The 25,429-nt window shown below is 69.4% G+C and carries 22 protein-coding genes; 12 read left to right on the top strand and 10 right to left on the bottom strand.

Features of this window, described 5'->3' with window-relative positions; translation table 11 throughout:
- The first annotated feature begins 89 nt into the window (after positions 1–89).
- On the top strand, positions 90–443 hold the full coding sequence (locus tag RZ84_RS31465) for a hypothetical protein (protein ID WP_043267775.1): 354 nt from the start codon (positions 90–92) through the stop codon (positions 441–443).
- Positions 444–895: 452 nt separating this feature from the next.
- On the opposite strand, the gene RZ84_RS31460 is transcribed toward RZ84_RS31465, so the two are convergent.
- The 4 genes from RZ84_RS31460 to RZ84_RS31445 all read right to left on the bottom strand — a co-directional run bounded on the left by RZ84_RS31460 (position 896) and on the right by RZ84_RS31445 (position 4,416).
- Entirely contained in the window at positions 896–1,171 is a 276-nt protein-coding gene (locus RZ84_RS31460) for a hypothetical protein (RefSeq protein WP_043267773.1), read from the bottom strand.
- Between the two features lie 381 nt (positions 1,172–1,552).
- Positions 1,553–1,741 (bottom strand): hypothetical protein, encoded by a 189-nt coding sequence (locus RZ84_RS42020; RefSeq protein WP_241777953.1) that lies wholly within the window; start codon positions 1,739–1,741, stop codon positions 1,553–1,555.
- A 1,567-nt stretch (positions 1,742–3,308) separates the two neighbouring features.
- Complete coding sequence (locus RZ84_RS31450; RefSeq protein WP_043267770.1) at positions 3,309–3,590, bottom strand: hypothetical protein; 282 nt, start codon at positions 3,588–3,590, stop codon at positions 3,309–3,311.
- A gap of 325 nt (positions 3,591–3,915) precedes the next feature.
- Positions 3,916–4,416 carry a hypothetical protein gene (locus RZ84_RS31445; protein WP_043267769.1) on the bottom strand — a complete coding sequence of 167 codons (501 nt, stop codon included), beginning with the start codon at positions 4,414–4,416 and terminating at the stop codon, positions 3,916–3,918.
- A 1,491-nt stretch (positions 4,417–5,907) separates the two neighbouring features.
- Between RZ84_RS31445 and RZ84_RS31440 the strand changes: the two genes are divergently transcribed.
- Positions 5,908–6,150, top strand: coding sequence for a hypothetical protein (locus RZ84_RS31440; protein WP_043267768.1), 243 nt, complete (start codon positions 5,908–5,910; stop codon positions 6,148–6,150).
- A 190-nt stretch (positions 6,151–6,340) separates the two neighbouring features.
- A complete protein-coding gene (locus RZ84_RS31435; protein ID WP_043267767.1) occupies positions 6,341–7,282 on the top strand; it encodes an NAD-dependent epimerase/dehydratase family protein in 942 nt (313 codons plus the stop codon).
- Positions 7,283–7,602: 320 nt separating this feature from the next.
- Here the strand turns inward: RZ84_RS31435 and RZ84_RS31430 are convergent, their stop codons facing one another.
- Positions 7,603–9,021, bottom strand: a complete 1,419-nt coding sequence (locus tag RZ84_RS31430) for an amino acid permease (protein ID WP_043267765.1) — start codon at positions 9,019–9,021, stop codon at positions 7,603–7,605.
- A 610-nt stretch (positions 9,022–9,631) separates the two neighbouring features.
- On the opposite strand from RZ84_RS31430, the gene RZ84_RS31425 reads away from it, so the two are divergent.
- The 9 genes from RZ84_RS31425 (at position 9,632) to RZ84_RS31390 (ending at position 19,837) form a co-directional block, all read left to right on the top strand.
- Positions 9,632–12,124 carry a SpoIIE family protein phosphatase gene (locus RZ84_RS31425; protein WP_198540088.1) on the top strand — a complete coding sequence of 831 codons (2,493 nt, stop codon included), beginning with the start codon at positions 9,632–9,634 and terminating at the stop codon, positions 12,122–12,124.
- Between the two features lie 10 nt (positions 12,125–12,134).
- Positions 12,135–13,235, top strand: a complete 1,101-nt coding sequence (locus tag RZ84_RS31420; RefSeq protein WP_043267763.1) for a sugar ABC transporter substrate-binding protein — start codon at positions 12,135–12,137, stop codon at positions 13,233–13,235.
- 11 nt (positions 13,236–13,246) lie between these two features.
- Entirely contained in the window at positions 13,247–14,026 is a 780-nt protein-coding gene (locus RZ84_RS31415; protein ID WP_043267761.1) for an ATP-binding cassette domain-containing protein, read from the top strand.
- The gene (locus tag RZ84_RS31410) at positions 14,023–15,291 is read left to right on the top strand and encodes a sugar ABC transporter permease (RefSeq protein WP_043267759.1); all 1,269 of its coding nucleotides are present in this window, start codon (positions 14,023–14,025) and stop codon (positions 15,289–15,291) included. Before RZ84_RS31415 ends, RZ84_RS31410 begins: the two co-directional genes overlap by 4 nt.
- A gap of 130 nt (positions 15,292–15,421) precedes the next feature.
- The gene (locus RZ84_RS31405) at positions 15,422–16,351 is read left to right on the top strand and encodes a phytoene/squalene synthase family protein (protein WP_043267757.1); all 930 of its coding nucleotides are present in this window, start codon (positions 15,422–15,424) and stop codon (positions 16,349–16,351) included.
- Positions 16,352–16,525: 174 nt separating this feature from the next.
- Positions 16,526–16,702, top strand: coding sequence for a hypothetical protein (locus RZ84_RS40005; RefSeq protein ID WP_198540087.1), 177 nt, complete (start codon positions 16,526–16,528; stop codon positions 16,700–16,702).
- Positions 16,678–17,229 carry a hypothetical protein gene (locus tag RZ84_RS31400; RefSeq protein WP_052230295.1) on the top strand — a complete coding sequence of 184 codons (552 nt, stop codon included), beginning with the start codon at positions 16,678–16,680 and terminating at the stop codon, positions 17,227–17,229. Before RZ84_RS40005 ends, RZ84_RS31400 begins: the two co-directional genes overlap by 25 nt.
- Positions 17,230–17,483: 254 nt before the next feature.
- Complete coding sequence (locus RZ84_RS31395) at positions 17,484–18,839, top strand: cytochrome P450 (RefSeq protein ID WP_043267754.1); 1,356 nt, start codon at positions 17,484–17,486, stop codon at positions 18,837–18,839.
- A complete protein-coding gene (locus tag RZ84_RS31390) occupies positions 18,836–19,837 on the top strand; it encodes a terpene synthase family protein (protein WP_043267753.1) in 1,002 nt (333 codons plus the stop codon). Before RZ84_RS31395 ends, RZ84_RS31390 begins: the two co-directional genes overlap by 4 nt.
- A 376-nt stretch (positions 19,838–20,213) precedes the next feature.
- On the opposite strand, the gene RZ84_RS31385 is transcribed toward RZ84_RS31390, so the two are convergent.
- The 5 genes from RZ84_RS31385 to RZ84_RS31365 all read right to left on the bottom strand — a co-directional run bounded on the left by RZ84_RS31385 (position 20,214) and on the right by RZ84_RS31365 (position 24,545).
- Positions 20,214–21,527, bottom strand: coding sequence for a cytochrome P450 (locus RZ84_RS31385; protein WP_043271414.1), 1,314 nt, complete (start codon positions 21,525–21,527; stop codon positions 20,214–20,216).
- A gap of 128 nt (positions 21,528–21,655) precedes the next feature.
- Positions 21,656–22,279: a GTP-binding protein gene (locus tag RZ84_RS31380; RefSeq protein WP_043267752.1), complete on the bottom strand. Its 624-nt coding sequence runs from the start codon at positions 22,277–22,279 to the stop codon at positions 21,656–21,658.
- The gene (locus RZ84_RS31375) at positions 22,260–22,634 is read right to left on the bottom strand and encodes a DUF742 domain-containing protein (RefSeq protein WP_043267750.1); all 375 of its coding nucleotides are present in this window, start codon (positions 22,632–22,634) and stop codon (positions 22,260–22,262) included. The genes RZ84_RS31380 and RZ84_RS31375 overlap by 20 nt, the downstream gene beginning before the upstream one ends.
- The gene (locus tag RZ84_RS31370; RefSeq protein ID WP_043267748.1) at positions 22,631–23,038 is read right to left on the bottom strand and encodes a roadblock/LC7 domain-containing protein; all 408 of its coding nucleotides are present in this window, start codon (positions 23,036–23,038) and stop codon (positions 22,631–22,633) included. The genes RZ84_RS31375 and RZ84_RS31370 overlap by 4 nt, the downstream gene beginning before the upstream one ends.
- Before the next feature lie 4 nt (positions 23,039–23,042).
- Complete coding sequence (locus RZ84_RS31365) at positions 23,043–24,545, bottom strand: sensor histidine kinase (protein WP_198540086.1); 1,503 nt, start codon at positions 24,543–24,545, stop codon at positions 23,043–23,045.
- Between the last annotated feature and the right edge of the window lie 884 nt (positions 24,546–25,429).

Genomic DNA, 25,429 nt, shown 5'->3' with positions numbered 1-25,429 from the left:
CCAACCCCCCGCCGGCAGTCTCCAGGCTCGGGTGCGGACCGGCGCACGCCACTTCGCACCCGGGCACCAACCACAAAGGAACGCAGTACATGTTCAGTCGGAAGAAGATCGCAGCCATCACGGCACTCCTGGGCGGCCTCGCCGCAACCTGCGCCGTCGTCCCCCAGGCGCACGCCGCGGACAACAACGGTCTGTGCAGCCGCGACCCCCAGGGCAATGTCACCTGCCTCCAGAGGAGCACCGGCCCGACGCAGGACGGGACATACACCCTCAACCAGTCACAGAGCTGTAACCCGCAGAAGCCCGTGACATTCCCCGCTCAGGGCGTGCTCAACCCGGGCAGCACACAGGTCGGACCCGAGGTGACCTGCTCCAACGTGGCCCCCGCGCCCGGCGAACAGGCATCTGCGCACGGCGGCGACCAGGCTCCCGCGATGGACTGAGCCCAGTGGCAAATCACCACCGGCTGCTTCCCCATTCCGCTTGAACATGGGTGAAAGCTGATAGCACCTCCTCAAAGGACGGATGGCCGGACCGAGTTGATCTCGGTCCGGCCATCCGTCGTTCGTCGCCGGCACGAGCGGAGACATTCGGAGCCCGCCGGCGCCACGGCCGACCGATTCCGGATCGGCCCTCGCACGTCCAGTTCCGCCGCTCCCCCACCGCCGACCCGATGTCGCGTCCCCCGGGCTGAAATTCTGACAGCACGCCAATTCGCCCCCCAACTTCCGTCCAACTTCCCTGCACCGCAGTCATATCCAGCGCCATAGTCCTATCAGTACGTCCGGCGAGACGCGTCCGTCCTGGGCACCGAACGCCGAACAGGGTCCCGGTGCCGGGCTCGTGGCTCGGCACCGGGACCCCGCTAATCGTCTTCCGCGCGATGGTCCGCCGCTCAGAAGGCCGCGTTGTCGCAGCGGAAGTTCCCTCCCAGGTGTGTGGGCTGCGTACCCGGCGAACCCTCGCCGTTGAGGGCGTTGCCCAGCGTGCCGTTGAGCGCCCCGACCGTCCCGAGCAGATTGACGTTCATGTCGTGCGAACGGCACTCGGTGCCCTGCCTGACGTCGACGTCATGGCCAGGCTCGCCATGGGCGTAGGCGGTACCCCCGCCGATGGCGCCGACGCTGCCGAGGGCGGCAGCCACGACGACAGCCTTGTGGAACTTGCGCATGTCTTCTCCGGTGATTGAGCGGATGAGATGTGGAGTTGGTCGGCTTGTTGCCGTTCCGGGCTGCCGATGCCGTGCCGCGCGGCACGGCATCGGCAGCCCGGAACGGGTGGGTGCCTCCCGCGCGCCGAGCGCAGAAGGCACCCGGGAATCAGGCGTGGCAAGCGGGCCGATGGGAAGGCCGGCGCAGCGCAACGTCCGCGGCATGCACCCCTGGTACGGGCGGTCGCACCAGTTCTGGCCACGTGGACCGCGGGGTCTGCCGGTCGGTGAACCCGATGCGGCGTCAGAACCTGGCCCCATCAGGGTCGGCGGCAGTCCCCCTGGTTCCGCCGCCGCTGTCGGGGCGGTCCAACGGCAGTGCTCCGTACTGCCGTTGGGCACTCAGGCCATGCGAGGAAGGTCGACGTTGCCCACCGGGGGCGCCGCGAGCCGGCCGAGCCCGAGCGGGTTGACCTGCGGAACGTCCGGAGAAACCAGCGGGTTGACCAAGGGGTTGACCGCCGGGTTGAACTGCGGGTTGACCTGCGGCGCCACCTGGGGAGAGGGCTGCGGGGAAAAGACCTGGGGCACGGCGACCTGCGGCGCGACCTGGGGGGTGACCGTCGGGGCTGCCTGGGGCGCGACCTGCGGGGCGGACTGCTGAGCCGGCGCGGGGACAGCCGCCTGCGGAGCGGACTGCTGGCCCTGAGGCGACGAGACGGAGGCCTGCGCGGCGCCGTGCGAAGCGGACCATGCGCTGGCGTGGGGGCCTTCCTCATGCTGGGGCTCGGGCTGCGGAGCGGGGGCCGGGGCCGGAGCCGGCTGCGGAGCGGACTGGGGCTGCGGCTGCGGAGGAGGCGCCTGCTGCGGAGCAGGAGTCGGCGCGTACTGCGGCGGGGCAGGAGCCGGAGCGGGGGCCGGCGCGGGAGCGGGAGCCGGCGCTGGAGCCGGAGCCGGGGAGGGAGCGGGAGCCGGGGCGGGGGCCGGAGCCGGGGCCGGTGCGGGGGCCGGCTGCTGCGCGTACTGCGGCTGCGGGGCCGGTTGCGGAGCCGGAGCGTACTGCGGCTGTGGAGCAGGGGCCGGTGCGGGAGCGGGGGCCGGAGCGGGAGCCGGAGCCGGTGCGGGAGCCGGGGCCGGTGCGGGAGCCGGGGCCGGCTGCTGGGCGTACTGCTGAGGAGCAGGGCCCTGAGTAGTCGCCTGCGGAGTGGTGGGCGCGGCGGCACCGTTGTACCCGGCAGGACTATCGGCGAAGCTCACGCCGGCGCCGATGGCGGACAGACCGCCGGCCGCTGCGACGACGAGAGCGGCCTTGTGAAGCTTGCGCATGGAACCTTCGGCCCTTCATTGCCTGTATGGAAAACTGATTACTTATCGCTGTGTTGAGTGCGTAAACAGAGGTAGTACCGGGCTTCACACCCTGCGCACCGCACGCAAAACCACGACGGAATCCCCCCGCAGGGCCGCGACAACACCCACCGCAAAGCTCTCCCACGTTTCTCGAAGCTGACGGCGCACCCCATGGCCCCTCCTTCGATTCACGTCGGACAACAAGCCGACATCATCGCCGTAGACCAGCCGACGCCAGGAAGGGAGCAACCCCGCCGGGCGGCCTGTAGGCCCAATTCACTGTCCTCTCCCAGCGAGGAACGGCAAATCTCCTGGCCCGGTCACGGGAACCCATGAACGGTCACCCGTTTGCCGAGCAGCATGAATCATTTGGAGTGCCGGCAGCAGACATCGCACGGAATGACGACCACCCGCAGGCATCGCATCCCCCCAACCCCGCCACATCCTTTGGTTGTTGTGCTCACCGCACAGGTGAACGGTCGACATCCGGACATCTGATCCACTTGACGCGCCTGTCAGGGAAGCGGAGCTGCCGGTGAGCGAAGCGCCGTTCAATTACCCTTCGTTGTAGCGGAGTTACTGCGCCCTCCGGCGAACATCGCTCCGCACGGGCGCGCCATGTGTGAAGAACAGGCGAACTCACAGATGAAAAGTGCCCGCTGGTTCGGCATCGCCGTGCCGGGGCGCTTCACCCATACTGACTACGCGCCCTGCTCCGTACATCACGCGACGGGACATCAAAAAGGGGCCCCGACACTGGCCTTGCGGCTCGGCGGCGGGGCCCCTTCGGGTGACCTGCGCGACTGATCGCTCAGAATGCGCTGTTGTCGCACCCCATGGTCGATCCCATTCTGGTGCTCTGCCCGCCCGGGTTGCCCTCGCCGCCGAGCGCGTTGCCCAGCAGGCCGTTGAGGATCCCGACTTCGCCGAGGACATCGACGTTCGTGTCGTGCGACCGGCACTGGGAGCCCTGCTTGATGTTGAATTCGCCACCGCCCAGCCCACCACCGCGGGCATTGGCGGTGCCGGCGCCGAGGAAGCCGACGCTACCGATGGCGGCGGCCACGACGGCAGCCTTGTAAAGCTTGCGCATTCTCTTCTCCGGAAGGTTGAGCCGATGTGATGTGCGATATGCCGATGCATCTCTGATGTACCGACTTCGTACTATCGGAGAGGCTAATACGAAATATCCAATGATTTTGAGCGACGCGCCGGATCGCGAACCCAAGAAGTGAGAAGTTGCCCCGGAACCCAAGTAGTTCACGCATAAACGGGCAAGAACAGACACGGACCCGTGTGGTGAGCTGCCGCCTTCCCCTCATGGTGCAGGAGTTACCGGCTCACGACGTACGAACGGGCCCTTCGAGGAATCTCCTCGAAGGGCCCGTGGCGAGCGCCGGCAAACGAACGGTATCGCCCTACCTTGCCGTAGCGAAGGCGTTGGCCTGGTTGTTGTGCTGGGTGCAGCTGAAGCCCCGGGTCTCAGGCGTGGCCAGCAGCCCGATCGGAACGTTGGCGTCGAGCAGCGACTGCGGACTGCACTCCTGGTACGGACGGAAGAGGTTGTTCTGGTCCTTCGGAGCGGCGGCGTGCGGCAGGACTTGCGAGACCGCCGGGGAAAGCTGCGGGCTGAGCTGGGGGTTGAGCTGCGGGTTGACCTGGGGGCCGGCCTGTGGCGACACGGATTGCGGGGCGGCGGCCTGGGGGGCTGCCTGCGGACCACCGTGCGAGCCGTAGGTGTGCGACGTGGCCCCGGCGGCCGTCCAGGAGGCGGCCTGGGGGCCTTCGTTCTGCGGAGCAGTGGGCGGGACGGCGCCGTTGTAACCGACAGGAGCGTCGGCGGAGCTCGCGCCGGCGCCGATGGTGGACAGACCGCCGGCCGCTGCGACGACGAGCGCGATCTGCTGAAGCTTGCGCATGGAACCTTCGGCCCTTCATTGCCTGTATGGAAAACTGATTATTTATCGCTGTCTTGAGTGCGCGAACAGAGGTAATCCTGGGCTGCATACCCTGCGCACCCCATGCAATTCACGGCGGAAGCCTCCCGCAGGGCTGCGACAACACCCGTGGCACAGCTCTCCAACGCCCCTCGAAACCGACGGTGCACCCCATCGTCTCTCCTCTGATTCGCGTTGGACAACATGCCCCGTATCGCCACCGCAGACCGGTCGAAGTCAGGAACGAAAACGGTCCCGGCCGGCGGCCCGCAGGCCCATCACTGTCCTCTCCCAGCGAGGAACGGCAATTCCCCTGACCCGGTCACGGGAACCCATGAACGGTCACCCATTTGCCGAGCAGCATGAATCATTTGGAGTGCCGACGTCCGTACCTGCTCGGACGGCCGTGATCTCGGCCTGGGTTCCGGGGAGTTGCCGGGCAGTTGCTCCGGTACCCAGGGAGCCAGACGCTTGCACTGACGGCGGTCATGATGATGCCGTCCGCCGCGGCTGCAGCGGTCCCAGGCGGAAACTCCCTGCGCTCCAGCACCGCGTGGGACCCGGTCGGTGGCCGACCGGTCTGTAGCTGAGAATTGCTTGACTTGACACCAACTCCGTTTGGGAAGTGGGGCTTTCGCCGGCAGGGATGTGGCCTTGCGTCGGGGACTGCTTGCCCGAGGAGGCGGCGTCCAGGAGCCGGGAATGGATGACGGCCAGCGTGGAAGGGCTGACAAACACGCTGACCGTCGATGTTCTCCAGCGGAAAGAACCTCGCCATGCTACGCCACCGGCACCCCATACCGTGGCGGCAGCTTCCCCGGCTCACTCTCCCCAACTCACCGTGGATATTGGCGTCGACGCCTGAGTGACGGCATGTTCGTCGTGATCGGGGTCCTTTCGCGGCGGGAGTGCTGGTGGTCAACCACCCTGAATCCGTAACCCGGGTAAGGAATTCGTCATCGGCGCGCACGGGTGCGCCTGCGTAGACCGAGGTGAGCATGGGTCCCTCCGGTCATCCGTCGTCCGCGGCGGTGCTGGGGGGTGCCTGCTCCCTCCCCGTGGGCGGCGGATCGATCATTTTCTCGAACAGGTGGACGCTGGCCCCGTAGAGGTTCGCCGGACGTGGGGGGCGCGGCGGTGACGGGGGGTGCCCGTCCGTCGACATAGCTGACGGGTGCGCAGTGCCGCCGGGGACGGCTGTGGCAGTCGGATGACCCCACGTCAGCACATGATGCTCGCCCATCGGATGGCACTCGGCCGGGCGCCTCTCGCCGCGCTTAAAAGGGCGTGACCTGCGCAGATCTGACGCGCAGAAGGACGGATTCGGTGTGCGGCGACAACGAGCCCGCCCGGGCCTCCGTCCCCGGATGGCGGCACCGATGAGCGTTGTGACGATTATGTGATTAACCTCCTATATCAGCGCGAAGTGGATCTTTTGATGCCTAGCTCTGAACGACCCAAGGAGGAGAAGAAATGCGCAAGCTTCACAAGGCCGCTGCGGTGGCCGCCGTCGTCGGTAGCGTCGGATTCTTCGGCGCCGGTACGGCGTCAGCGGCGCCCGCAGGGGGTCACGGCGGCGGGTGCCACAACCACGAAATCAACGTCGACATCCTTGGCGAGGTCGGGATCCTGAACGGCCTGCTGGGCAATGCGATCAACGGCGAGGGCAACGCCGGTGGTCAGGTCACCGGCATGGGCAACTGCGGCGAAAACTGACGATCAGCTGCCGCATCACCCTTGTCACCGAAATGGGTCTCGGTAGTCGGGCGCACACCCGGCGCCGGGCCCTTTTCGGCCGTCATGGCCCTGGTTCCGCCGGGAGCGGGGCGGGCAGGCTGGTCCGCTGCGGCGGCCCGGCCGGCGCATGGACGGCAAGGGCGACCAGCCGGCGCGCTAGGGTGCGCGCGTGAGTCTTCATATCGTCATAGGGTTCGGGCCCGCCGGGGCGGCCACTGCCCGGCTGCTGGCCGAAGAGGGGCATGCGGTGCGGGTGGTCACCACGTCGGGCCGGAGCCCGGAGCCCGGAATCGAGCACGTCGCGCTGGACGCGACGGACAGTGAGCGGCTGATCGAGGTCGCGCAAGGCGCCACCGCGATCCACAGCTGTGCCGCACCGCCCTACCATCGCTGGGCGAGTGACTGGCCACCCCTGGCCTCGTCGGTCTGTGCGGCGGCCGAGGCGACCGGGGCCACCCTGGTGATGCTCGGCAACCTCTACGGATACGGTCCGGTGGACGGTCTCCTGACCGAGGAGTTGCCGCTCGCGGCGACCGGCCCCAAGGGGCGAGTGCGCGCCGCCGTTTGGGAACAGGCCCGGCAGCTGCACGAGCAGGGCCGTATCAAGGCGGTCGAGGTGCGGGCCTCGGACTTCTTCGGGCCCGGTGTCACCGACGGCGGGCACCTGGCCGCGCGGGTCGTGCCGCGGTTGCTGCGCGGGAAGCCGGTCTCCGTGCTAGGGGATCCGGACGCCCCGCACAGCTGGAGTTACCTCCCCGATGTGGCCAGGGCTCTGGTCGAGGTCGCGGGTGAGGAACGGGCGTGGGGGCGGGCCTGGCACGTTCCGACGGAGCCGGCGCTGTCCGCCCGGGAGATGGTCGACCTCCTTTCCGCCCAGGCGGGAACGGGGCCGGTCGCGGTGCGCGGGCTGCCGCCCGTCGTGCTGGGGATCGCCGCGGTCTTCTCCCCGCTGATGCGTGAACTGCGGGAGATCCGCTACCAGTTCGACCGTCCGTTTGTCGCCGACTCGCGCGCCTACGAAGCCGCGTTCGCGGTACGGGCCACGCCCGTCGAGGAGCAGGTCAAGGCGACGGTGGAATGGTGGCGGGAGCGCCTGGCCACCGCCGGGTGAGGTGAGGGAGAGCCGGGGTTTCCCGGTGGGGTCGTGACGGTGGTCGCGGGCGTAGGTGGCAGGTCGTGGCGGGTGGTCATGGCTCGGGGGCGGTGCTCACGCGCGGAGTCCTGGCATCGTCCGGCCGCGGATGCCTGTGCACGGTACGGCAGGATTGATTCCGGCGGGCCATGCTGCCGGGAGCCGGCAGCCGGTAGGCGCCGGCTTACCGGGGCCGCGGGTCCGCCGGGCACGACCGCCCCACGCCCGCCCGTGGCGCGGGGGCACCGGGCCGCCGGTGCTCCCCGGCACTCCGGCGGCACGCGATGACGGGTGCGGCGTCACGCCTGCGGGGCGGGAGCGTTCCGGTGGTCGCGGCGGCGCTTGAGGTGGGCCGCGCCGGCCAGCGCGGCCACCACGGCCGCGGTGCCGGCGAGCTGTTGGCGGCCGTCCGATGTGGTGGCCATGACGGCGAAGACGCCGAGGATGGCCGCCAGTGCCAGCCAGGTCAGATAGGGGAAGCCCCACATCCGTACCGAGAGGAGTTCCGGTGCCTCGCGCTCCAGACGGCGGCGCATCCTCAGCTGGGTGAGGCAGACGATGGACCAGACGACCAGCACCGAGCAGCCGGCGATGTTCAGCAGCCAGGTGAACACGGTGTGCGGCCAGATGATTCCGGCGACCACCGCCACGAAGCCGAACACGCAGGATGCCAGCACCGCGGCTGCCGGTATGCCCCTGGTGACCTTGGCCAGGAAGCGCGGGCCCAGCCCCCGGCTGACGAGGGAGTACGCCATGCGGGAGGAGCCGTAGATGTTGGCGTTCATCGCCGACAGCAGGGCCACCAGCACGACGACCTGCATGATCGTGCCGGCTGCCGGGATGCCGAGCCGGTCGAGCACGGTTACGTACGGGCCGTCGGTGGAGACCTTCGGGTCGTTCCACGGCACCAGGGTGACGACCACGGCCATGGAGCCGATGTAGAAGACGGCGATGCGCCAGACCGTGGTGCGGACGGCGCGGGCCACGTTGCGGCTGGGCCGGTCGGACTCGGCCGCCGCGATGGTGACGGTCTCCAGACCGGCGAACCCGGAGATGGTGGTCAGCAGCCCGGCGGCGAGTCCGGCGGCGCCGGTCGGGAAGAAGCCGCCGTGGCCGGTGAGATGGTGGGTGCCGGGTGCGTTCCCGAACACTCCGAGGATGCCGAGCACGCCCAGCACCAGGAACGCGACGATCACGGTGACCTTGATGGTGGCGAACCAGAACTCGAACTCGCCGAAGTTCTTCACCGCGGTCAGATTGCTGGCGCAGAAGAACACCATGAAGACCGCCACCCAGCCGTAGGCGGGGAGGAACGGCACCCAGGTGTGCATGATGGCGCCCGCCGCGGTGGCCTCGGCGGCCACGCCGGCGCAGAGCATCAGCCAGTACATCCAGCCCGAGGTGGTCCCCGCCCAGAGGCCGAGTTCCTGCTCGGAATGGACCGAGAACGAGCCGGTGGAGGGCCGGGCCGCGGACATCTCGCCGAGCATCCGCATGATCAGCATGACCAGCGCGCCGGTCGCCGCGAAGAGCAGGACGATGGCCGGGCCCGCCGCGGCGATGCCGACGCCGGAGCCCACGAAGAGGCCGGCGCCGATGACCCCGCCGAGCGCGATCATCGACAGATGGCGCTGCTTGAGGCCGTGCGACAGGGCGGGCGCAGAGTCCTGCACGGCCTGCGGGGAGCCCTGGGGTGACCGGGTGATACTCCGAGTCATGGTCGTGCCTGTTCGTTGCTTGAGATCGATGAGCCACCCGAGTCTGCGGGGGCCCGGTGCGTGAGTGGCGTTAACGCCCGCTATTCGGACACGACGGTCACTCGTGGTGAAGGCGTGGACACGAGGGCGGTCTGCTGGGGCGGGGCGGCCGTGCAACCGCGATGACCGGGCTTTCCCCCCTGGTCAGCCGGGTCCGGCCGACGCCTCGACGGGGAAGGAACGCGACCGGACGGCACGCGGAACTGACCGCGATTCAACACCTGGGGGCAGACCGCCGGTTGCCGGCCCTTCGACGTCCGTCCGGTATGCGATCACCGTGGCCATCGATGACCCGACGCGTTCCGGGGCCGCCCGAGAACCGTTCCGGGACCCGGACCTGAAGGGGTCTCGGCGTGACCGCCGATGACCCGCCGGCACCCGGGGCAGGCCCCGCTGCGGTCCACCGGGCCAGGGCCGGGCGGCCACCCGCCGTGATCCGCCGGGTACCGGTCGCCGACTGGCTGTGCTCTCCGTCCTTGCCGCACCATGGAGTAAGGGCGGTAAGTGGCGAAATATCCGATGAGGCGGTGGCCGGGCAGCGGCTCCGGCCCCGAGGGCGGGTACGGCGACCGTGGCTTACGACGACGGCTTCCCCCGTACGGAGGCGGTGCAGGAAGTGACCGCGCGGGTCCTTGGGGCTTCCGGGGCTGAGCTGACCGCGGTCTACGTGCCGGCCGAAGGGCACGACGATCTCCAGCTGGCCGAGATGGTCGGCGGCTCCAGGGGCTCTTTCGGTCTGCCGGCGAGCTACCCGCTGTCCGGTGACTCCCCGGTCGCCCGGGCCTTCCGCACCGGACTCCCCCAGTGGCCCAGACCGGCGGAGCTCACCGGGAAGGACGCCGCTCCTCCCCCGGACGACGGCGGCGAAGAGCGCCGTTCCGGGGCGCCGCCGGCCACCGGCTCGGCCGGGGTGCTGCCGCTGGCCGGGGCCACCAGACGGCTGGGCTGCCTGGTCGTGGTGGACCAGGCGGTGGACGCCTTCGACGCCGACCGCCGTCATCTGCTGGAGCTGCACGCCGACCAGGTGGCGGCGGGGCTGGAGGCGGTCGCGGCGCGGACGATGGCGCGCACGGAGCGCCGTTCGCTGCTGGGTCCGGGGCTGGACACCCTGCGCGGCGGTGCGTTCAGCCTGACGCTGCACACCGGGCGGATGGACGCGGACGCCCAGGTGCTGGAGCTGTTCGGCATCGCCCGGCAGGACTTCGACGGGCGGTTGGAGACCCTGCTGGAGCGGACCGCCCCGGACGACGTGCCGGCGCTGCTGGCGATCGTGGAGCCGGGCGGGGTGCCGGTCGCCGGGCAGCAGCTGTCGTTCCGTATCCGCCGGCCCAACGGTGAGCTGCGCTGGCTGAGTCTGCGCTGCCGGGTGCTGATCGGGGCGGACGGTGCGCCGGAGCGGATGCTGGGAGTCGTCGCGGACGCCTCGTATCTGCGGCCCAGCGCCGACGAGGTCTCCATCGTGCAGCGGCTGTCGGCGGCGTTGGCGAACGCGGCGACCATCCGGGACGTCAGCCGGGCCGTGGTCGCGACGCTCCGTGCGCCGCTGTCCGCCGACCGGATCGCGGTGGCGGAACTGGAGGCCGACCGGCTGGTGGTGGCCGTACTCGACCCGCCGACGCCCGGGGCGTGGCCGGCGTCATGGCAGTCCGCATGGCGGTCGGAGTGGCCGGACATCTCGTGCCACGGACTGCCGACGCTGGAGGGCGTGCTCCTGGGCGGGCATGTGGCCGTGTGGCCGCCGGGCGCGGATCTCGAACCAGGCCTGGCGGGTATCGGGCCGGGCGGCCTTGCCGTACTGCCGCTGCCGGCCGAGGGCCGGATCGTGGGCGTCTGCCTGATCGGGTGGGACGCGGAGCACCGGTTCTCGCCGGAGGAGCGGTCGCTGCTGACGGCGACCGCCGGTCTGGTGGGGCAGGCACTGGTGCGGGCGCACGCGCAGGACGCCTGGCACGAGCTCGGCACGATGCTCCAGCGCAGTCTGCTGCCCCGCAAGTTGCCGGAACTGGCCGGCGGGGTGGCCGAGGTCCGCTATCTCCCCGCCACGAGGGGGCTGGAGCTGGGCGGCGACTGGTACGACGTGATTCCGCTCTCCGACAGCCATGTGGCGCTGGTCATCGGCGATGTGGAGGGACACAGCGCGGGCGCCGCGACGATCATGGGCCAGATGCGGACGGCCATCCGGGCCTACGCGGTGGAGGGGCATCCGCCCGACGTGGTGATCGCGCACGCCAACCGGCTCCTCCTCGGCATGGAGACCGACCTCTTCGCCACCTGCTGCTATGTCGACCTGGACATGGAGGAGGGCATCGCCTGGTTCGTCCGGGCCGGGCATCTGCCGCCGCTGCTGCGGTATCCGGACGGCAGTACGGAGGAGTTGCCGATCGAGGGCGGGCCGCCGCTGGGCGTGTCCGAGGAGGCCGAATTCCCGCTGACCGAGGCCGGGCTGGCCCCCGGCACGGTACTGGTGCTGCTCACCGACGGCCTGGCCGAGTCGGCCAGCCTCCCCCTGGAAGAAGGGCTCCGCCGGGTCCGTGCGGTGCTCGGTGCGGCCGACCCCGCCGATGCCGGGCGGCTCGCCGACGCCCTGGTCGGCAGCGGCAAGCGGCGCGACGACGACGTGGCGGTGCTGGTCCTGCGCTACGACGGGATGCGGGTCCGCCCGACCCGGGCCCACTGGGCGGTGTGGCGGCTCCCCGACGCGGTCATGCACGCCCGCCGCTTCACCGGACGCATGCTGCGCACCTGGGGCGTGACCGAGGAGCTGGACGTGGCGCTGCTGGTGGTCTCCGAACTGGTCACCAACGCCATCGCCCACACCCAGGGCGAGGTGAAGCTGGATCTGACGCTGGTCGCCGGCCGGCTGCGGATCGCCGTGAACGACGCCTCGCCCCGGGCCCCGGTCAAGCCGGTCAGCGTCGACTGGGAGGCGACCGGTGGCCGGGGGCTGCTGCTGGTCGAGGCGATGTCGGAGACCTGGGGCTCGGTACCGCTCAGCGGCGGCAAGCAGGTCTGGAGCGAGATCTGCCTGCACTCGGACGAACGGATCGGCCGGACGGGAGCGTGAGGAGGTCCCCATGGAGCGAACGCGCCGGCGCGCTGCGGTCGCCGCCCTGGCCGGGCTGTGCCTGGTGGCGGTCCCGGTGGCCTGCGGCGAGGCCCCCGGAGCGCATACGCCGGGCGGGGCCGCGGGCGGGCCACCGCACATCGGTGTGCTGCTCCCCGACAACACCTCGCGCTTCTACCACTTCGACAAGCCCCTGATCGAGCGGAGGATCCATCAGCTGTGCCGGGAGTGCCAGGTGGAGACCGTCAGCGCGCAGCACGAAGTGGCCACCCAGCAGGAGCAGATGGACGCGATGATCACCAAGCAGGTGGATGTGCTGATCCTCGACGCCGTCGACACCAAGTCGCTGCGCGCCCCGGTCGAGAACGCACACCGGGTCGGCATCCGGATCGTCGCCTACGACCGCCTCGTGGAGGGGCCGATAGCGGGTTACGTCTCCTTCGACGGCGCGCAGGTCGGCCGGCTCCAGGGCGAGGCGCTGCTGACGGCGCTCGGCGCCAGGGCGCACGGCGGCCGGATCGTCATGATGAACGGCGCGGCCACCGACCCCAACTCCGCCTGGTTCAAACAGGGCGCGCTGTCCGTGCTCCGGGGCAGGGTGCGGATCGAGAAGTCGTACGACACCGCCGGCTGGCGGCCGGAGGCGGCCAACAGCAACATGGCCGCCGCCATCTCGGCCCTCGGCCCCCGGCAGATCGACGGCGTCTACTCCGCCAACGACGGCCTCGCCTCGGGCATCATCGCCGCCCTCAAGGCCGCGAAGATCAGTCCGCTGCCCCCGATCACCGGCCAGGACGCCGAACTCGCCGCCATACAGCGGCTCGTCACCGGCGAGCAGTACATGACCGTCCTCAAACCCTTCGCGCCCGAGGCCGACACCGCCGCCGCCATGGCCGTCACGCTGGCCCGCGGCCGGGGCCTCGGCGGCATGGCCACCCACCGCGTCGACAGCCCCACCACCCACGGCATACCGGCGGTGCTGCTCGCCCCGGTGGCGGTGACCGTCCACGACATCGAGAACACCGTGGTCAAGGACGGTATGTACACCGTCGCCCAGATCTGCATCCCCAAGTACGCGGCCGCCTGTGCGAAGGCGGGTCTCACCAGGTAAGGCAGGCAACCATGGCAGCTCCGCAACTGCTGGCGCTGCGCGGCATCTTCAAACGATTCGGCGCCGTCCAGGCCCTCGCGGACGTCGAGTTGGAGGTCCGCGCCGGGGAGGTCGTCGCGCTGGTGGGCGACAACGGCGCGGGCAAGTCCACCCTGATCAAGGTGATCGCCGGGGTCGACGCGGCCGATGCGGGCGTCATCGAGTGGGACGGCCGGCCGGTCCAGATCACCCGGCCGCACGACGCCCGGGAACTGGGCATCGCCACCGTCTACCAGGACCTCGCGCTGTGCGACAACCTCGATGTGGTCGGCAACCTCTTCCTCGGCCGCGAGATCTGCCGGGCCGGCGTGCTGGACGAGGTGGAGATGGAACGCCGCACCCTGGAACTGCTCGACACCCTCGCCATCCGGATGCCCAGTGTGCGCCTCCCGGTCGCCTCGCTCTCCGGCGGCCAGCGGCAGACCGTCGCGATCGCCCGCTCGCTGCTCGGCGAGCCGCGGATGGTACTGCTGGACGAGCCCACCGCGTCCCTGGGCATCGAGCAGACCGCGCAGGTCCTCGACCTCGTGGACCAGCTGCGCGAACGCGGCCTCGGCGTACTGCTGATCAGCCACAACCTGGGGGACGTCAAGGCCGTCGCGGACTGGATCGCGGTACTGCGGCTGGGCCGCAACAACGGTTTCTTCAACGTCATGACCACGTCCCAGGAACAGATCATCTCCTCCATCACCGGAGCCACCGACAACGCGGTGACCCGCCGCAAGGCACCCGGCTGGGAAGTGGAGCGATGAGCCGGCCATGGACACGGCCGCTGCCACTGCCGCTGCGCCGGAACCGGGCGGCCGGCCCGGACCGCCGGCCCCCGTCCGGGCAGCGCGTGCAGAATCCGCTCCAGGCGCTCTCCCGCAGATTCCACAGCGGCGAACTCGGCGCGGTCCCGGTCGTCCTGGGCCTGGTGGTGGTGTGGATCATCTTCCAGAGCCTCAACGGGAACTTCCTCTCACCGCGCAACCTGTCCGCCCTGAGCGTGGACATCGTCGGTATCGGCATGATCTCGACGGGCGTCGTCTTCGTGCTGCTGCTCGGTGAGATCGATCTGTCGGTCGGCTCGGTGAGCGGCCTGGCCGCGGCGGCGTTCGCGGTGCTCAACGTGAACGAGGGCTTGCCGGAAGGCCCGGCGGTGCTGCTCACGGTGCTCGGCGGCACCGCGATCGGCGCGATCCACGGGTTCTTCTTCGCCAAGGTCGGGGTGCCCGCCTTCGTGGTCACCCTCGCCGGCCTGCTCGGCTGGAACGGTCTGATGCTCTACCTGCTGGGCGCGAGCGGCACCATCAACCTCGACGACAAGGGCCTGGTCGCCATGCTGACCGGCTACTACTTCAGCCATGTCGCCGTCGCGTACGGCCTGGCGGCCCTCGGCACCGCCGGCTACTTCCTGGCGTCCTACCGCGACGTACGGCGCCGACGAGCCGCCGGGGTGCCGACCCGCTCGCTGCGCGAGATCATCCTGCGCACCGGCGTCATCGCGGTGATCTCCCTGGCGGCGGCCTATGCCCTCAACCAGTTCGAGGGGCTGCCCCTGGCCCTGCTGATCTTCCTCGTCTTCCTCGTCGGTCTGGACCACGTCCTGCTCCGCACCCGCTACGGACGGATGATCTTCGCGCTCGGCGGCAGCGTCGAGGCCGCCCGCCGTACCGGTCTCCGCGTGGACCTGGTGCGGATCTCCGTCTTCATGGTCTCCGGGACGATGGCCGCGATCGGCGGTCTGTTCCTGGCCTCCCGCGTCACCTCGGCCACCCAGACGTCCGGCGCCGGCAACCTGCTGATGGACGCCATCGCCGCCGCGGTCATCGGCGGCCCCAGCCTCTTCGGCGGCCGGGGCCGCACCTGGTCGGCGCTGCTGGGCGTCCTGGTCATCCAGTCCATCGCCTCCGGCGTGGCGCTGATGGGCGTCGAGCCCGCCGTCCAGTACATGATCACCGGCGGGGTGCTGCTGGTCGCCGTGGTCATCGACTCCCTCTCCCGGCGGGCGCAACGGGCGCATGGGCGGGTGTGAGGCGGCGGTCGCGTCCGGTCGCCGTCGGCCCTGCTGCGGACGTCCCCCGCCCCGGATGGGATCATCGGCGCCGGTACGCTCCCGGTCCACTCCCCGGCGGCACCACCCACACCCCAGGAGGAACGACCCGATGAGTACGTGGACCACCATGCTGGATGCGGCAGGCGTCCATGACCCACAGCTGCGCGAGGACTTCACCCGGCAGCGCTCGCTGGTGGCCCGATACCGACGCGCGTCGTACGTCGCGGTCCGGCTGCTCCTCCCACGCCCCCTGGTCCCCCACGTGATCGCCGCCGTGGCCTTCATGCACCACACCGACAACCTCCTCGACCACGGCCCCGTGGCCGAGCGCCGCGACGCCTACACGGCATGGGAGGAGGCGGTACGCAAGGCCCTCGCCAGCGGCACCGCCGACCACCCCGTGATCCGCCCCCTCCTCCACGCCTGCGCCCACCACCCCCAACTCCCGTGCCACGTAGCGGACTTCCTCTCCACCGCCCCCACCGACCTCGAATTCACCGGCTTCACCACGGAGTCGGACTACCAGCGCTATCTCGACGACTACTCCCTGCCCGCCTTCCTCCTGGTCGCCTGCCTGCTCACCCCCGGCGAGGAACCGCCCGGCTACCGCGCCGCCTGCCGCACCCACATCGACGGCAGCCAGCGCCTCGACTTCGTCAACGACCTCGCCGAGGACCTGGCCGAAGGCCGCCTGTCAATCCCTCAGGAAACCCTGCTGCACCACGGCGTGACCCGCACCGACCTCGAACGCGCCCAGGACACCCCCGAAGTCCGCGCCCTGCTGCGCCATCTCCTCCAACAGGCCCGCACCGACCTGACCGACAGCCACCACGTGACCACACTCCTGCCACCCACCAACCGCCCCTTCGCCCGGGCCCTGATCACCCTCGAAACGGCCACCGCGGACGCAGCCTTGGCCAAGGGCCCCGCCCTCCTGACCGCCTCGGCCCGCCCTCCCGTCACCACCGTGCTGCGGATCCTCCTGCGCGAATACGGCCACGCGCGCCGATTCCGGCACTCCCCCACCGAGGATCTCTAACGGGCGTCGCCGGGCGCCGGGGGGAGGATGCAGGTCATATACCGGCGCCCTGTTCAGGTCCCTCGCCCGCCGCTACAGTCATCAACAGCTTTTGTTCCCGAGAGGTAAACCACGAGGTCAAGGGCTGGAACTCGCAGCCGATAAGCGCCCCCGCATGCCCAGAGCAGGGGGCGCATGCGCCAGATGCTCTGCCAGGCCAGCAAGAAGCTCTGTCATGTCGGCACCAATAAACGCACCGTGCGCGTAGGGGACTTGGCGATCCACCCCGGCATTCGCGTGTTTGGCATGAAGAGCCTCATCATGCAGGACACCGTCGGAGGACGCCCATGCCGGACATCGAACTCGACATGACCTTCGCTCCGCGCATCAGCCCGGACCTGGAGACGGCCCGGATCCGCAACCTCGAGTGGCTGACCTCCGCCGGCCTGCTCACCAGCACCGATCACCAGGCCAGGTACCTCGGCTGGAACCCGGCCGACCTCGCCGCACGGTTCTACCCGGACGCGGTGGGTGACGATCTGATCCTGGGCGTCCAGGGACAGAGCTTCTTCTTTTTCTTCGACGACCTGTTCGATGGCCACCTCGGTACGGATCCGGTCGGCCCATACGCGATCTGCCGCGAGATGGCGGCGACGGCCCACCGCAGTCCCGACTCCACGCTGGTGCAGCCGACCTTCCCCCTCGCCCATGTCTGGCTCGATCACTGTTCCCGCGCCCAGGAAGGAATGTCCGACGCGTGGCGGGAGCGTAACTATTGCGAACGCAGACGATCCCGCGGCGGTGACCCTGCCGAAAGACGTCGAGGGCGCCAGCGCTGCGCCGGTCTTGCTGCCCTGGCGCCAAGTCACCGTCTGTGCCGCGGACCTGCCTACAACTAGGACGAGTTGACGCACGGTCGTGTGCGGAACCGAGTGGGCGGCCCCGGCCGGTTCTTCCGAGTTCCGCCGCAGTGCAACATGCCGGTGTCCTGTCGCGTTTGCTCGCTGCAGACGTTGTCGAGCGGCGGGGCTCCATGCCCGACGCACCAGGCTAGCGCCCGGTTTACGCCCGGACGGTCGCCCCGCCTGGCTTCTGTATCGGCACCGGCCAACAGGTCTACGTCCCCCAATTATGGCGACCATCCGGAGCAGTCATGACGAAACCCATGGACTCCATCCCTACAGCCCCAGGTGCGCTGCCCCTGATCGGCCATCTCGTGCCGCTACTGCGTGATCCCCTGGCCTTCTTCACCTCCCTGCCTTCTCACGGCAGACTCGTCCGCATCCGTATCGGCGGGTTCGTGGCCGTCGTGGTGTGCGACCAGGACCTGACTCGTCAGGTACTGCGCGAGGACCAGACCTTCGACAAGGGTGGTCCCTTCATGGACCAATTCAAGGAGATGATTGGCGATGGTCTGCCCGTCTGCCCGCACAGCCGGCACCGGCGCCAGCGTCGGTTGGTCCAGCCCGTTTTCCACTCCGGCCGTTTGCCCGGCTATGCCCACGTTTTGGCCGAGCAGGCTGCTGCAGTGACCCGCTCGTGGCAGGACGGCCAGGTGCTCGACGTGCGCGCGGAGATGATGGCGCTGACAGCACGGGGCACCCTCGCCACTATGTTCTCCGATTCCCTCCCATCCCCGCTGCTGCGCCAGACAGTCGGCGACCTCGCCACTGTTCTGACCGACCTCACTTGGCGGGCGCTGAGGCCCCCGTCGCTGGGACGGTTGCCCACTCCCGGCAACCGCCGCTTCCAGCAGTCGCTCACCAGGCTGCGGCGCACCATCGACGGGATCATCGCCGACCGCCGGGCTAGCGGCGCCGACCATGGCGACCTGCTGTCCGCGCTGCTGTCCACACGTGACGTCGAGACCGACGGCTGGGGCCTGTCGGACACCGAAGTCACCGACCAGGTTGTCACGTTCTTCGTCGGCGGGACGGAGACGTCCGCGACCAACCTGTCCTGGGCACTGCACCTGCTCGCCAGCCACTCCGATATCCGACAACGCCTGTACGCCGAGGCTGACCGAGTTCTGGACGGTAGGCCAGCAGTCTATGCTGACCTGCCCAGGTTGGAGCTGGCCCGCAACGTCGTCACAGAGGCGCTGCGACTGTGGCCACCCGTGGGAATGTTCACCCGTACCGTCACCTCCGACACGCGTCTGGACGGCCATGCCATCCCCGCTGACGCCACGGTCATCTACAGCCCCTACCTGATCCACCACCGGCCCGATCTCTACCCGCACCCCGACCTATTCGACCCTGATCGATGGCGCAGCGCGCGGACTCCGCCCCGCGATGCGTTCATTCCCTTCGGCGGTGGGGCCCGGAAGTGCATCGGAGACAAGTTCGCCATGATCTTCGCCACGCTGGTCCTGGCCACTATCGCCGCCAGGTGGGACCTGCGACCTGTGCCGGACGGTCGCGTCCGGCCCGCGCTTGGCACCATCCTGACGCCACGCGGGCTGCGAATGCGGGCCATAGCCAGGACGAAGGTCGAGGTGAAGGCGTGAAAGCCACGGTGAATGTCCCTTTCTCCTGCCGCAGCAACCCCTACCTCGACCAGGTCCGGGAGGACAACATCTCCTGGATGCTGAAGCACGAGCTGTTTGACTCCGGACTGTCCATCGAGCGTTACCGGACAAGCAGTTTCGCCGAGCTGTACTGCTATGTCTATCCACGCGCGGATAGTGAGGACATCAAACTACTCGTCGACTTCGAGACGTTCATGTTCCTCTACGACGACCAGTTCGCCGGAAACCGGGGGAAGACCCCGGACGGTCCCATCGACGCGATGGGAGAGTTCATGGCGATCATGTACGCGCCGCAAGGCGCGCGGAATTGCTCCCGAAGCAGACTGGGGCGCGCGTTCTGCGACATCCTGGCACGCATGCTCACTGGCATGTCCAGCAGCTGGTGCCAGCAGTTCCGCTGGAGCTGCCAAAGATTCTTTGTCAGCTACATCCACGAGGCCGAGAACCGAGTTCGCCAGAGCGAACCGATCAGCTTGGACCTCTACCTCAAGCAGCGGCAGTGGGCGCTGGGCGTGGAACCCTCCATCGACGCCATCGAACGAGGCGGCCGGTTCGAGATCGATACACGCATGCGCTCCAACCCGCACATCCTCGGTCTGCGGGAAGACGTGAACTACTTCGTGGCGCTGGCCAACGACATCGACTCACTGCCCAAGGAAGAGTTCACGGGCGACACCAACAATGCCGTATTCCTCCTCGAAAGAAGCACAGGAATGCAACGCGGCGAAGCCACCTCAACGGTCGCGCGTATGGCCCAGGAAGCAATCGCACGATTCCAGTGGCGCCATAGGCTCCTGCTCGCGTCAAGCCAGTATAGAAGCTTACCCCGACAAGACCGGACCAACCTCGACTGCTATGTTGCAGGGCTTCAAGACTGGATCGCTGGCTATTACCAATGGACCAAGCAGACAGGGCGTTACACCCCAGAGAACGCAGAACGCGAGGCCACGCCGTGGAGCGCCCATCAACTGCTGTGAACGCAACGGCGCGCGAACGCCGAACGACACAGGGTTTGAGGGCGTCCTCGTTGGTGGCGTAGATGCCGAAGATGCGGTCTCTTCCTAGTACTTGCCTTGCCGTCCCATGGGGTCACGGCAGGCTGTGGGGCGAGGCGGAAGCGTGTGACCGCTTCGTGGAGGCCAACCACGACTGGACGCGCGGCAACTACGACTAGGACCTGGCCACCGGCCGCTACGACCGGACCTGCGTCCAGTGCGTCAGGAAGTCCCCGCGTATCGAAGACCGGGATTCCGTGGTCGGGCAGGAGATGTCGTAGCCAGCTCGCCGGTTCAGGGCGCCCCGCGGCTCCCTGAACCGGCGCCCGTCACCGGGTGCGGCCTCACGACCGTCATACTACGAGCGCAGCAGCCGCCGCTTCACCGAATGCCACCAGGACCGTCGGGGCCGCCGTGGGGGAACGGGCGGCGACTGCGTGGTTCCTGCGACCTCTACGGGCGTCGAGTCCGGCCCGGGCCGTACCGCGATGCTGCGACGACTATGCGCAACCGAGGCGGGGTCGACCCGGCGCGGAGCGAACTGCACCGGCAGCGCCATCAGATGGCGGGTCCAACTGCTGGATCGCCAGCTCAACTCGTCCTCAAGAACCGAGAGTTGCGCGTCGGGCAACCGCATCAGCAGGGTGTCGATGGCCGTGTCGGCGATGGCACGTGCCACGTCGCGGCCAGGGCACTCGTGCGGCCCGCCTCCGAAGGCGAGGTGCGAACGGTTGCCGTGCATCGGAGTGTTGAGATCGGGGCGGACCACCGAGTCGACGTTCCCGGCGCCCACACCGAGCACAAGGATGTCTCCGGCTCGGATGGAATGCTCGGCGAGCTCGGTGTCACCCGTGGCCCACCGAGCGGGGATCACGATGGTCGGCGGCTCGTCCCATAGCACCTGTTCCACAGCGTCGGGAAGCGTCATATGGCCACCCGTCAGCGAGGCACGGAAGCGCTGATCGGTGAGCACCATCCGCAGTGTGCTCGCCATCAGGCTGGTGGTGTTCTCGTTGGCTGCGAGGAGAGCGAGCCACAGGTGATTGACGATCTCTTCGTCGTTCAGCTTGGCGGGGTGGTCGATGAGCCACGACGCGAGGTCCGGGCCGGGCGCGGTGTGTTTGCGCGCCACGAGTTCCGCCAGCACCTCCATGATGTACTGGTTGCTGGCGACCGCCTTCTCGGAGCCCTTGACCAGCTCGGTGGCCGCCTCCACGATGCGCGGCCCGTACTCTTCCGGCATCCCCAGTAGCTGCGTCAGGACGAGCATGGGAAGTTGCTGTGCGAACTGCGTCACCAGCTCGGCGTGGCCGTCAGAGGCGAATTCGTCGATCAGCTGGTGGGTGAAGCGGGTGACGTAGCGGCGGATGCCGCGCCGGTCGAATCGCCCCATGCTCTCGTTGATCGCGTCGCGCAGTCGCTGGTGTTCCTCGCCGTCGGCGAACCGGCAGTCGGGCCGCCAGGCGATCACCGGCAGCATGGGTGAGTCCTGCGGAACCCTGTTTTCCCTCAACTGGTTCCAGATCCGGGAGTCGTGGGTGAACCGGCTCGGTGTCCGCAGTACCTCCAGGATCTCGCGGTAGCCGAGGACCAGCCAGCCCGGCAGGTCTCCGGTGAGCAGGACCGGGGCGACCGCGCCGTGCGTGGCGCGCAGTTGCTCGAAGACGCGCATCGGGTCGGCTTCGTACTCGGGGCCGTACAACCGCACCGTGCCGCCGGGAGCCGCGTGGGCATGGGCGGGGCAGCCCGGCGGAGGGGCGAGTGTCGAGTCGTGGTGGGAGGTGTCGGGGGAAGGGGGCGTCACTGTGGCTCCGGGGTTGCGGTGGTGAGGGAATGCAGGTAGCGCATGAGCGTCAGCAGGGCGTCACGGCACGAAGCGCGGTGGCGGGCGTCGCAGTCGAAGATGGGGACGGTCTCGGGGAGGTCCAGTGCGGCGCGGAGGTCCGAGATGGGGTAGACCGGGGCGTCGGGGAACGCGTTCATCGCGACGACGAAGGGGACCCCGCGGTCCTCCAGGCGGCCGATGACGTCGAAGCTGACCTCCAGCCGGCGGGTGTCGACCAGGACGACGGCGCCCAGCGCGCCTTCGAAGAGCCCGTTCCACAGGAACCAGAAGCGCTCCTGGCCGGGGGTGCCGAACAGGTACAAGACGAGTTGTTCGTTGAGGCTGATCCGGCCGAAGTCCATCGCCACCGTGGTCGCGGTCTTGCGTTCCACCCCGGCGATGTCGTCCACGTCGGCCCCGGCCTTGGTCATCATCTCCTCGGTGGTCAATGGCCGGATCTCGCTCACCGAGCCGACCATCGTGGTCTTGCCGACCCCGAAGCCTCCGACGATCACCACCTTGACCGCGGCAGCGGCCGAGGCGGGCAACTGGTCCTCGATCCGGGGCCCTGCGAGGGCCTCAGAGACGTTGCAGTCCATGCATCACCGCCTCCAGAAGTTCGATATCGGGCAAGGCTGCGGCCGGGATCGGGGCCCGGGCCTCGACGTGTCCGCCGTCGAGCAGATCCGCCAGGAGCACCGTCACCGTGCTGGCCGGCAGGTGCAGGTAGGCGGAGATCTCGGCAACCGACAGCGGGTAGTTGCACATGCGTATGATCGCGGCGTGCTCGGGTTGCATGCCCGAGGTGGGCGCGTCGCGGGACACGATCAGCGTGACCAGGTCCAGGGCCGCCTGCTCGGCGGGGCGGCTCCGGCCCGCCGTGACGACGTAGAGCCGCTCGGGGCCGCCTTCCTCCCAGTCTTTTCGCCCTTCGTGTTGGGGGCCGTCGCTCATGTGACCTGCCCGTCGGCACGCGGCGGACTGGTGAGGTGCTGACCGATCCGCGCCACCAGGTCCCGCATGCGCTGCCCCATCAGGCCGGCGTCCACCCCGTCGTCGGCCAGCACCGCGAGATAGGCTCTGGCGCCGGCCGCCATCAGGTAGAAGAAGCCCCCGCCGACCTCGATCACGACGAGTCTCATGGTCCCGTCACCGTCCGGGAACTCGGCCGCCACGGCCCCCGACAGGCTCTGGAGACCAGCGCAGGCCGCGGCCAGGCGGTCGGCGGTGTCCGTGTCGGTTCCGTACTTGGCCATGCACAGGCCGTCCGAGGACAACACCACGACGTGGCGGGTGAACGGAACGCTGGACGCCAGGTCTTTGAGCATCCAGTCCATATTGAGCCGCTGCTGCGTCACGTGCTCATTCATCCTTTCCTGGCGACTCGTCACTGTTCGGGCGGTCGTGGCCGCCCGACGGCGCCTCCCCGGAAACTGCCTGCTGGAAGGCGGCCAGCCACATCCCCGGCTGGGCGGGGGGTTCGGCCGGCGTCGGGCCCCCGGACGCGCGTCCGGGATCCGCCGGAGCCGATCGGGTCCGGGGCGGCATCGGAGCACCCGCGATGCGCCTCCGCCGGCGCTGCGGCAGGCCGTTGACATCGGTCGCGGGTGCCGTCGCCGCTTCCGCCTCCTCGATGTCCCGGGGCCGGGGCGTGGCCAGCGGCCTGATCCGCGGCCTGGGCGGCGGCAGGGTGGCCGCGCGGGCGATCTGCCCGCCGGGGGTGGGAGTCGCGGTGGTCGCTTCCTGAGGAACCGTCAGGACCGCCCGCACACCGCCGTACGCGGACGGGCGGAGCGAGACGGAGAAGTTGTTGGCCTGGGCGAGGCGGCCGACGACCGCCAGGCCGAGCCGCGGGGTTTCCCCCAGGTCGTCGAGGTCCAGGCCGGCCGACGCCTGCGCCAGTACCCGCTCGGCACGTTGGCGTGCTTCGTTGGTGAGGCCGACCCCGGCGTCCTCGATCTCGACCGCGATGCCGGACTGCACCTCGGTCGCCGTGAGGTGGACCCGGGTCTGCGGCGGCGAGTATCGGGTGGCGTTGTCGAGCAGCTCGGCCAGGGCGTGGATCAGCGGCTCGACCGCGGGCCCGACGATGGCGATCTCGGCCACCGAGTGGAGGTCGACCCGCTGGTAGTCGATGATCCGCGACATCGCGCCGCGCAGCACGTTGAACAGCGGTACGGTCTGCTGCCATTGGCGCCCCGGCCGGGCCCCGCCGAGTACGGCGATGCTGTCGGCGAGGCGTCCGACGAGCGCGGTGGCGTGGTCGAGGTGGAGCAAGTCGCCGAAGACGTCCGGTAGTTGTCCGTGTTTGTCCTCCATCTCCCGTAGATCCTGGGCCTGTTGGTGGACAATGGCCTGGACGCGGCGCGCGATGTTGACGAAGGCCCGCTGCGCCGAGTCGCGCAGCCCTTCCTCCGCCTCCACCGCTTCGACCACCGAGCGCAGCACGGCCTCGTGGGCGGCGGCGAACTCGGGGCTGACCCTGGAGTCGTAGTCGACGTCGCGCAGCACCTCCTCGCCGAACTCGCCTCGTTGGAGCCGTGCGACCAGGACCGGCAGCAACTCCTTGGCGAGCCGTACCGTCTCGATCTCCTGGTCGACCAGGTATTGACGTAGCTGCGCTTCTTGTTCGGCATGCTGCCTGCGCAGTTCGGAGATCGTGCGCCCCCTGCGCACCGCCTCTCCGGCGACGACGGCCACGGTCGCGGCCGATGCGGCGCCGCACAGGGCAACCGGTGCGATGGCGCTCGACGACGCCAGTGACAGGGCGGCGGCGGTACAGGCGCCAACCAGGGCGGGAGGGAGTATCCACAAGGAGGTTGACGTGGACCGCCAGCCTCCGGGTGACGAGCCAGCACGAGCCATCGGCATCCTAAGGGCGTGATGAAGGGACGGAGCGACTGTCCGGTGTGTGTGGGTACACACCATCGCGCGGGGCCGCGTGAACAGGCTCGACAGCCACCGGATCACACGCGCGGCGCTTGCCGCGGGCGCGGTCGCGGTGGTGTTCCGCCCACATGGAAGCCGGGTCCCAGGACGCCCGAACCTTCGTGCAGTCGGCGGCACCGCAGCAGCAGGCGACGACTAGCCGTAGTCGCCACAACTCGCTGCGCAACAGGGAGCATAGCCCTTTCAAGACCGTCGGGTGGGCCTACTGCATATACCATCGGTATGTACTCGTGTACGAAAAACAGAAGTTGCACAAGCGTTCAACTCCCCTGCTTTCAAGGGGAGTTGATTCAAACTGATGTGCCGACAGCCACCCCGAACGGGTGCACGACACCCGGTGGAGAGCATGCGGACGCCCGCTCACCTGCGGCGGTCCCGGACCCGGGGTCGACAGGGCAAGATGGGTCGCCATCGCGAGCGCACCGTCGCGAACGCCACCCCGGTCCGCTTCCGCGCCCCAGTCGATCCCGGGCGGCGCGGCCGAACCCACCGCACTCCCCCACCGCGGCACCCGAGCCCGGATCGCCGAGAGCGTCGAGAGCGTCGACGCAGTGGGCGACAAGCGAACCCACGTCGAACAGGCCATCGACCCAGGAGCACCACCCGGCACGTCGGCAGCGATGCGAAGCCGGGAGCAGCGGCCTGCCGGAACCGGGCCTGCCGGACGGCCCGGGCCCCTGGAGGCCGACGCCGTTCGGGGTGGGGTGCACGGGGCGTCGGCCCGGATGGCGCATCTCGGCATGACGGTGTGCCAAGAAGCGTCCGATCATGACGACATGACGGTGCACCAGCAAGCCGGC

Source organism: Streptomyces sp. CT34, assembly GCF_000805335.1.
In the GTDB taxonomy this organism is placed as follows: domain Bacteria; phylum Actinomycetota; class Actinomycetes; order Streptomycetales; family Streptomycetaceae; genus Streptomyces.
This window is presented reverse-complemented; position numbering and strand designations above follow the sequence as displayed.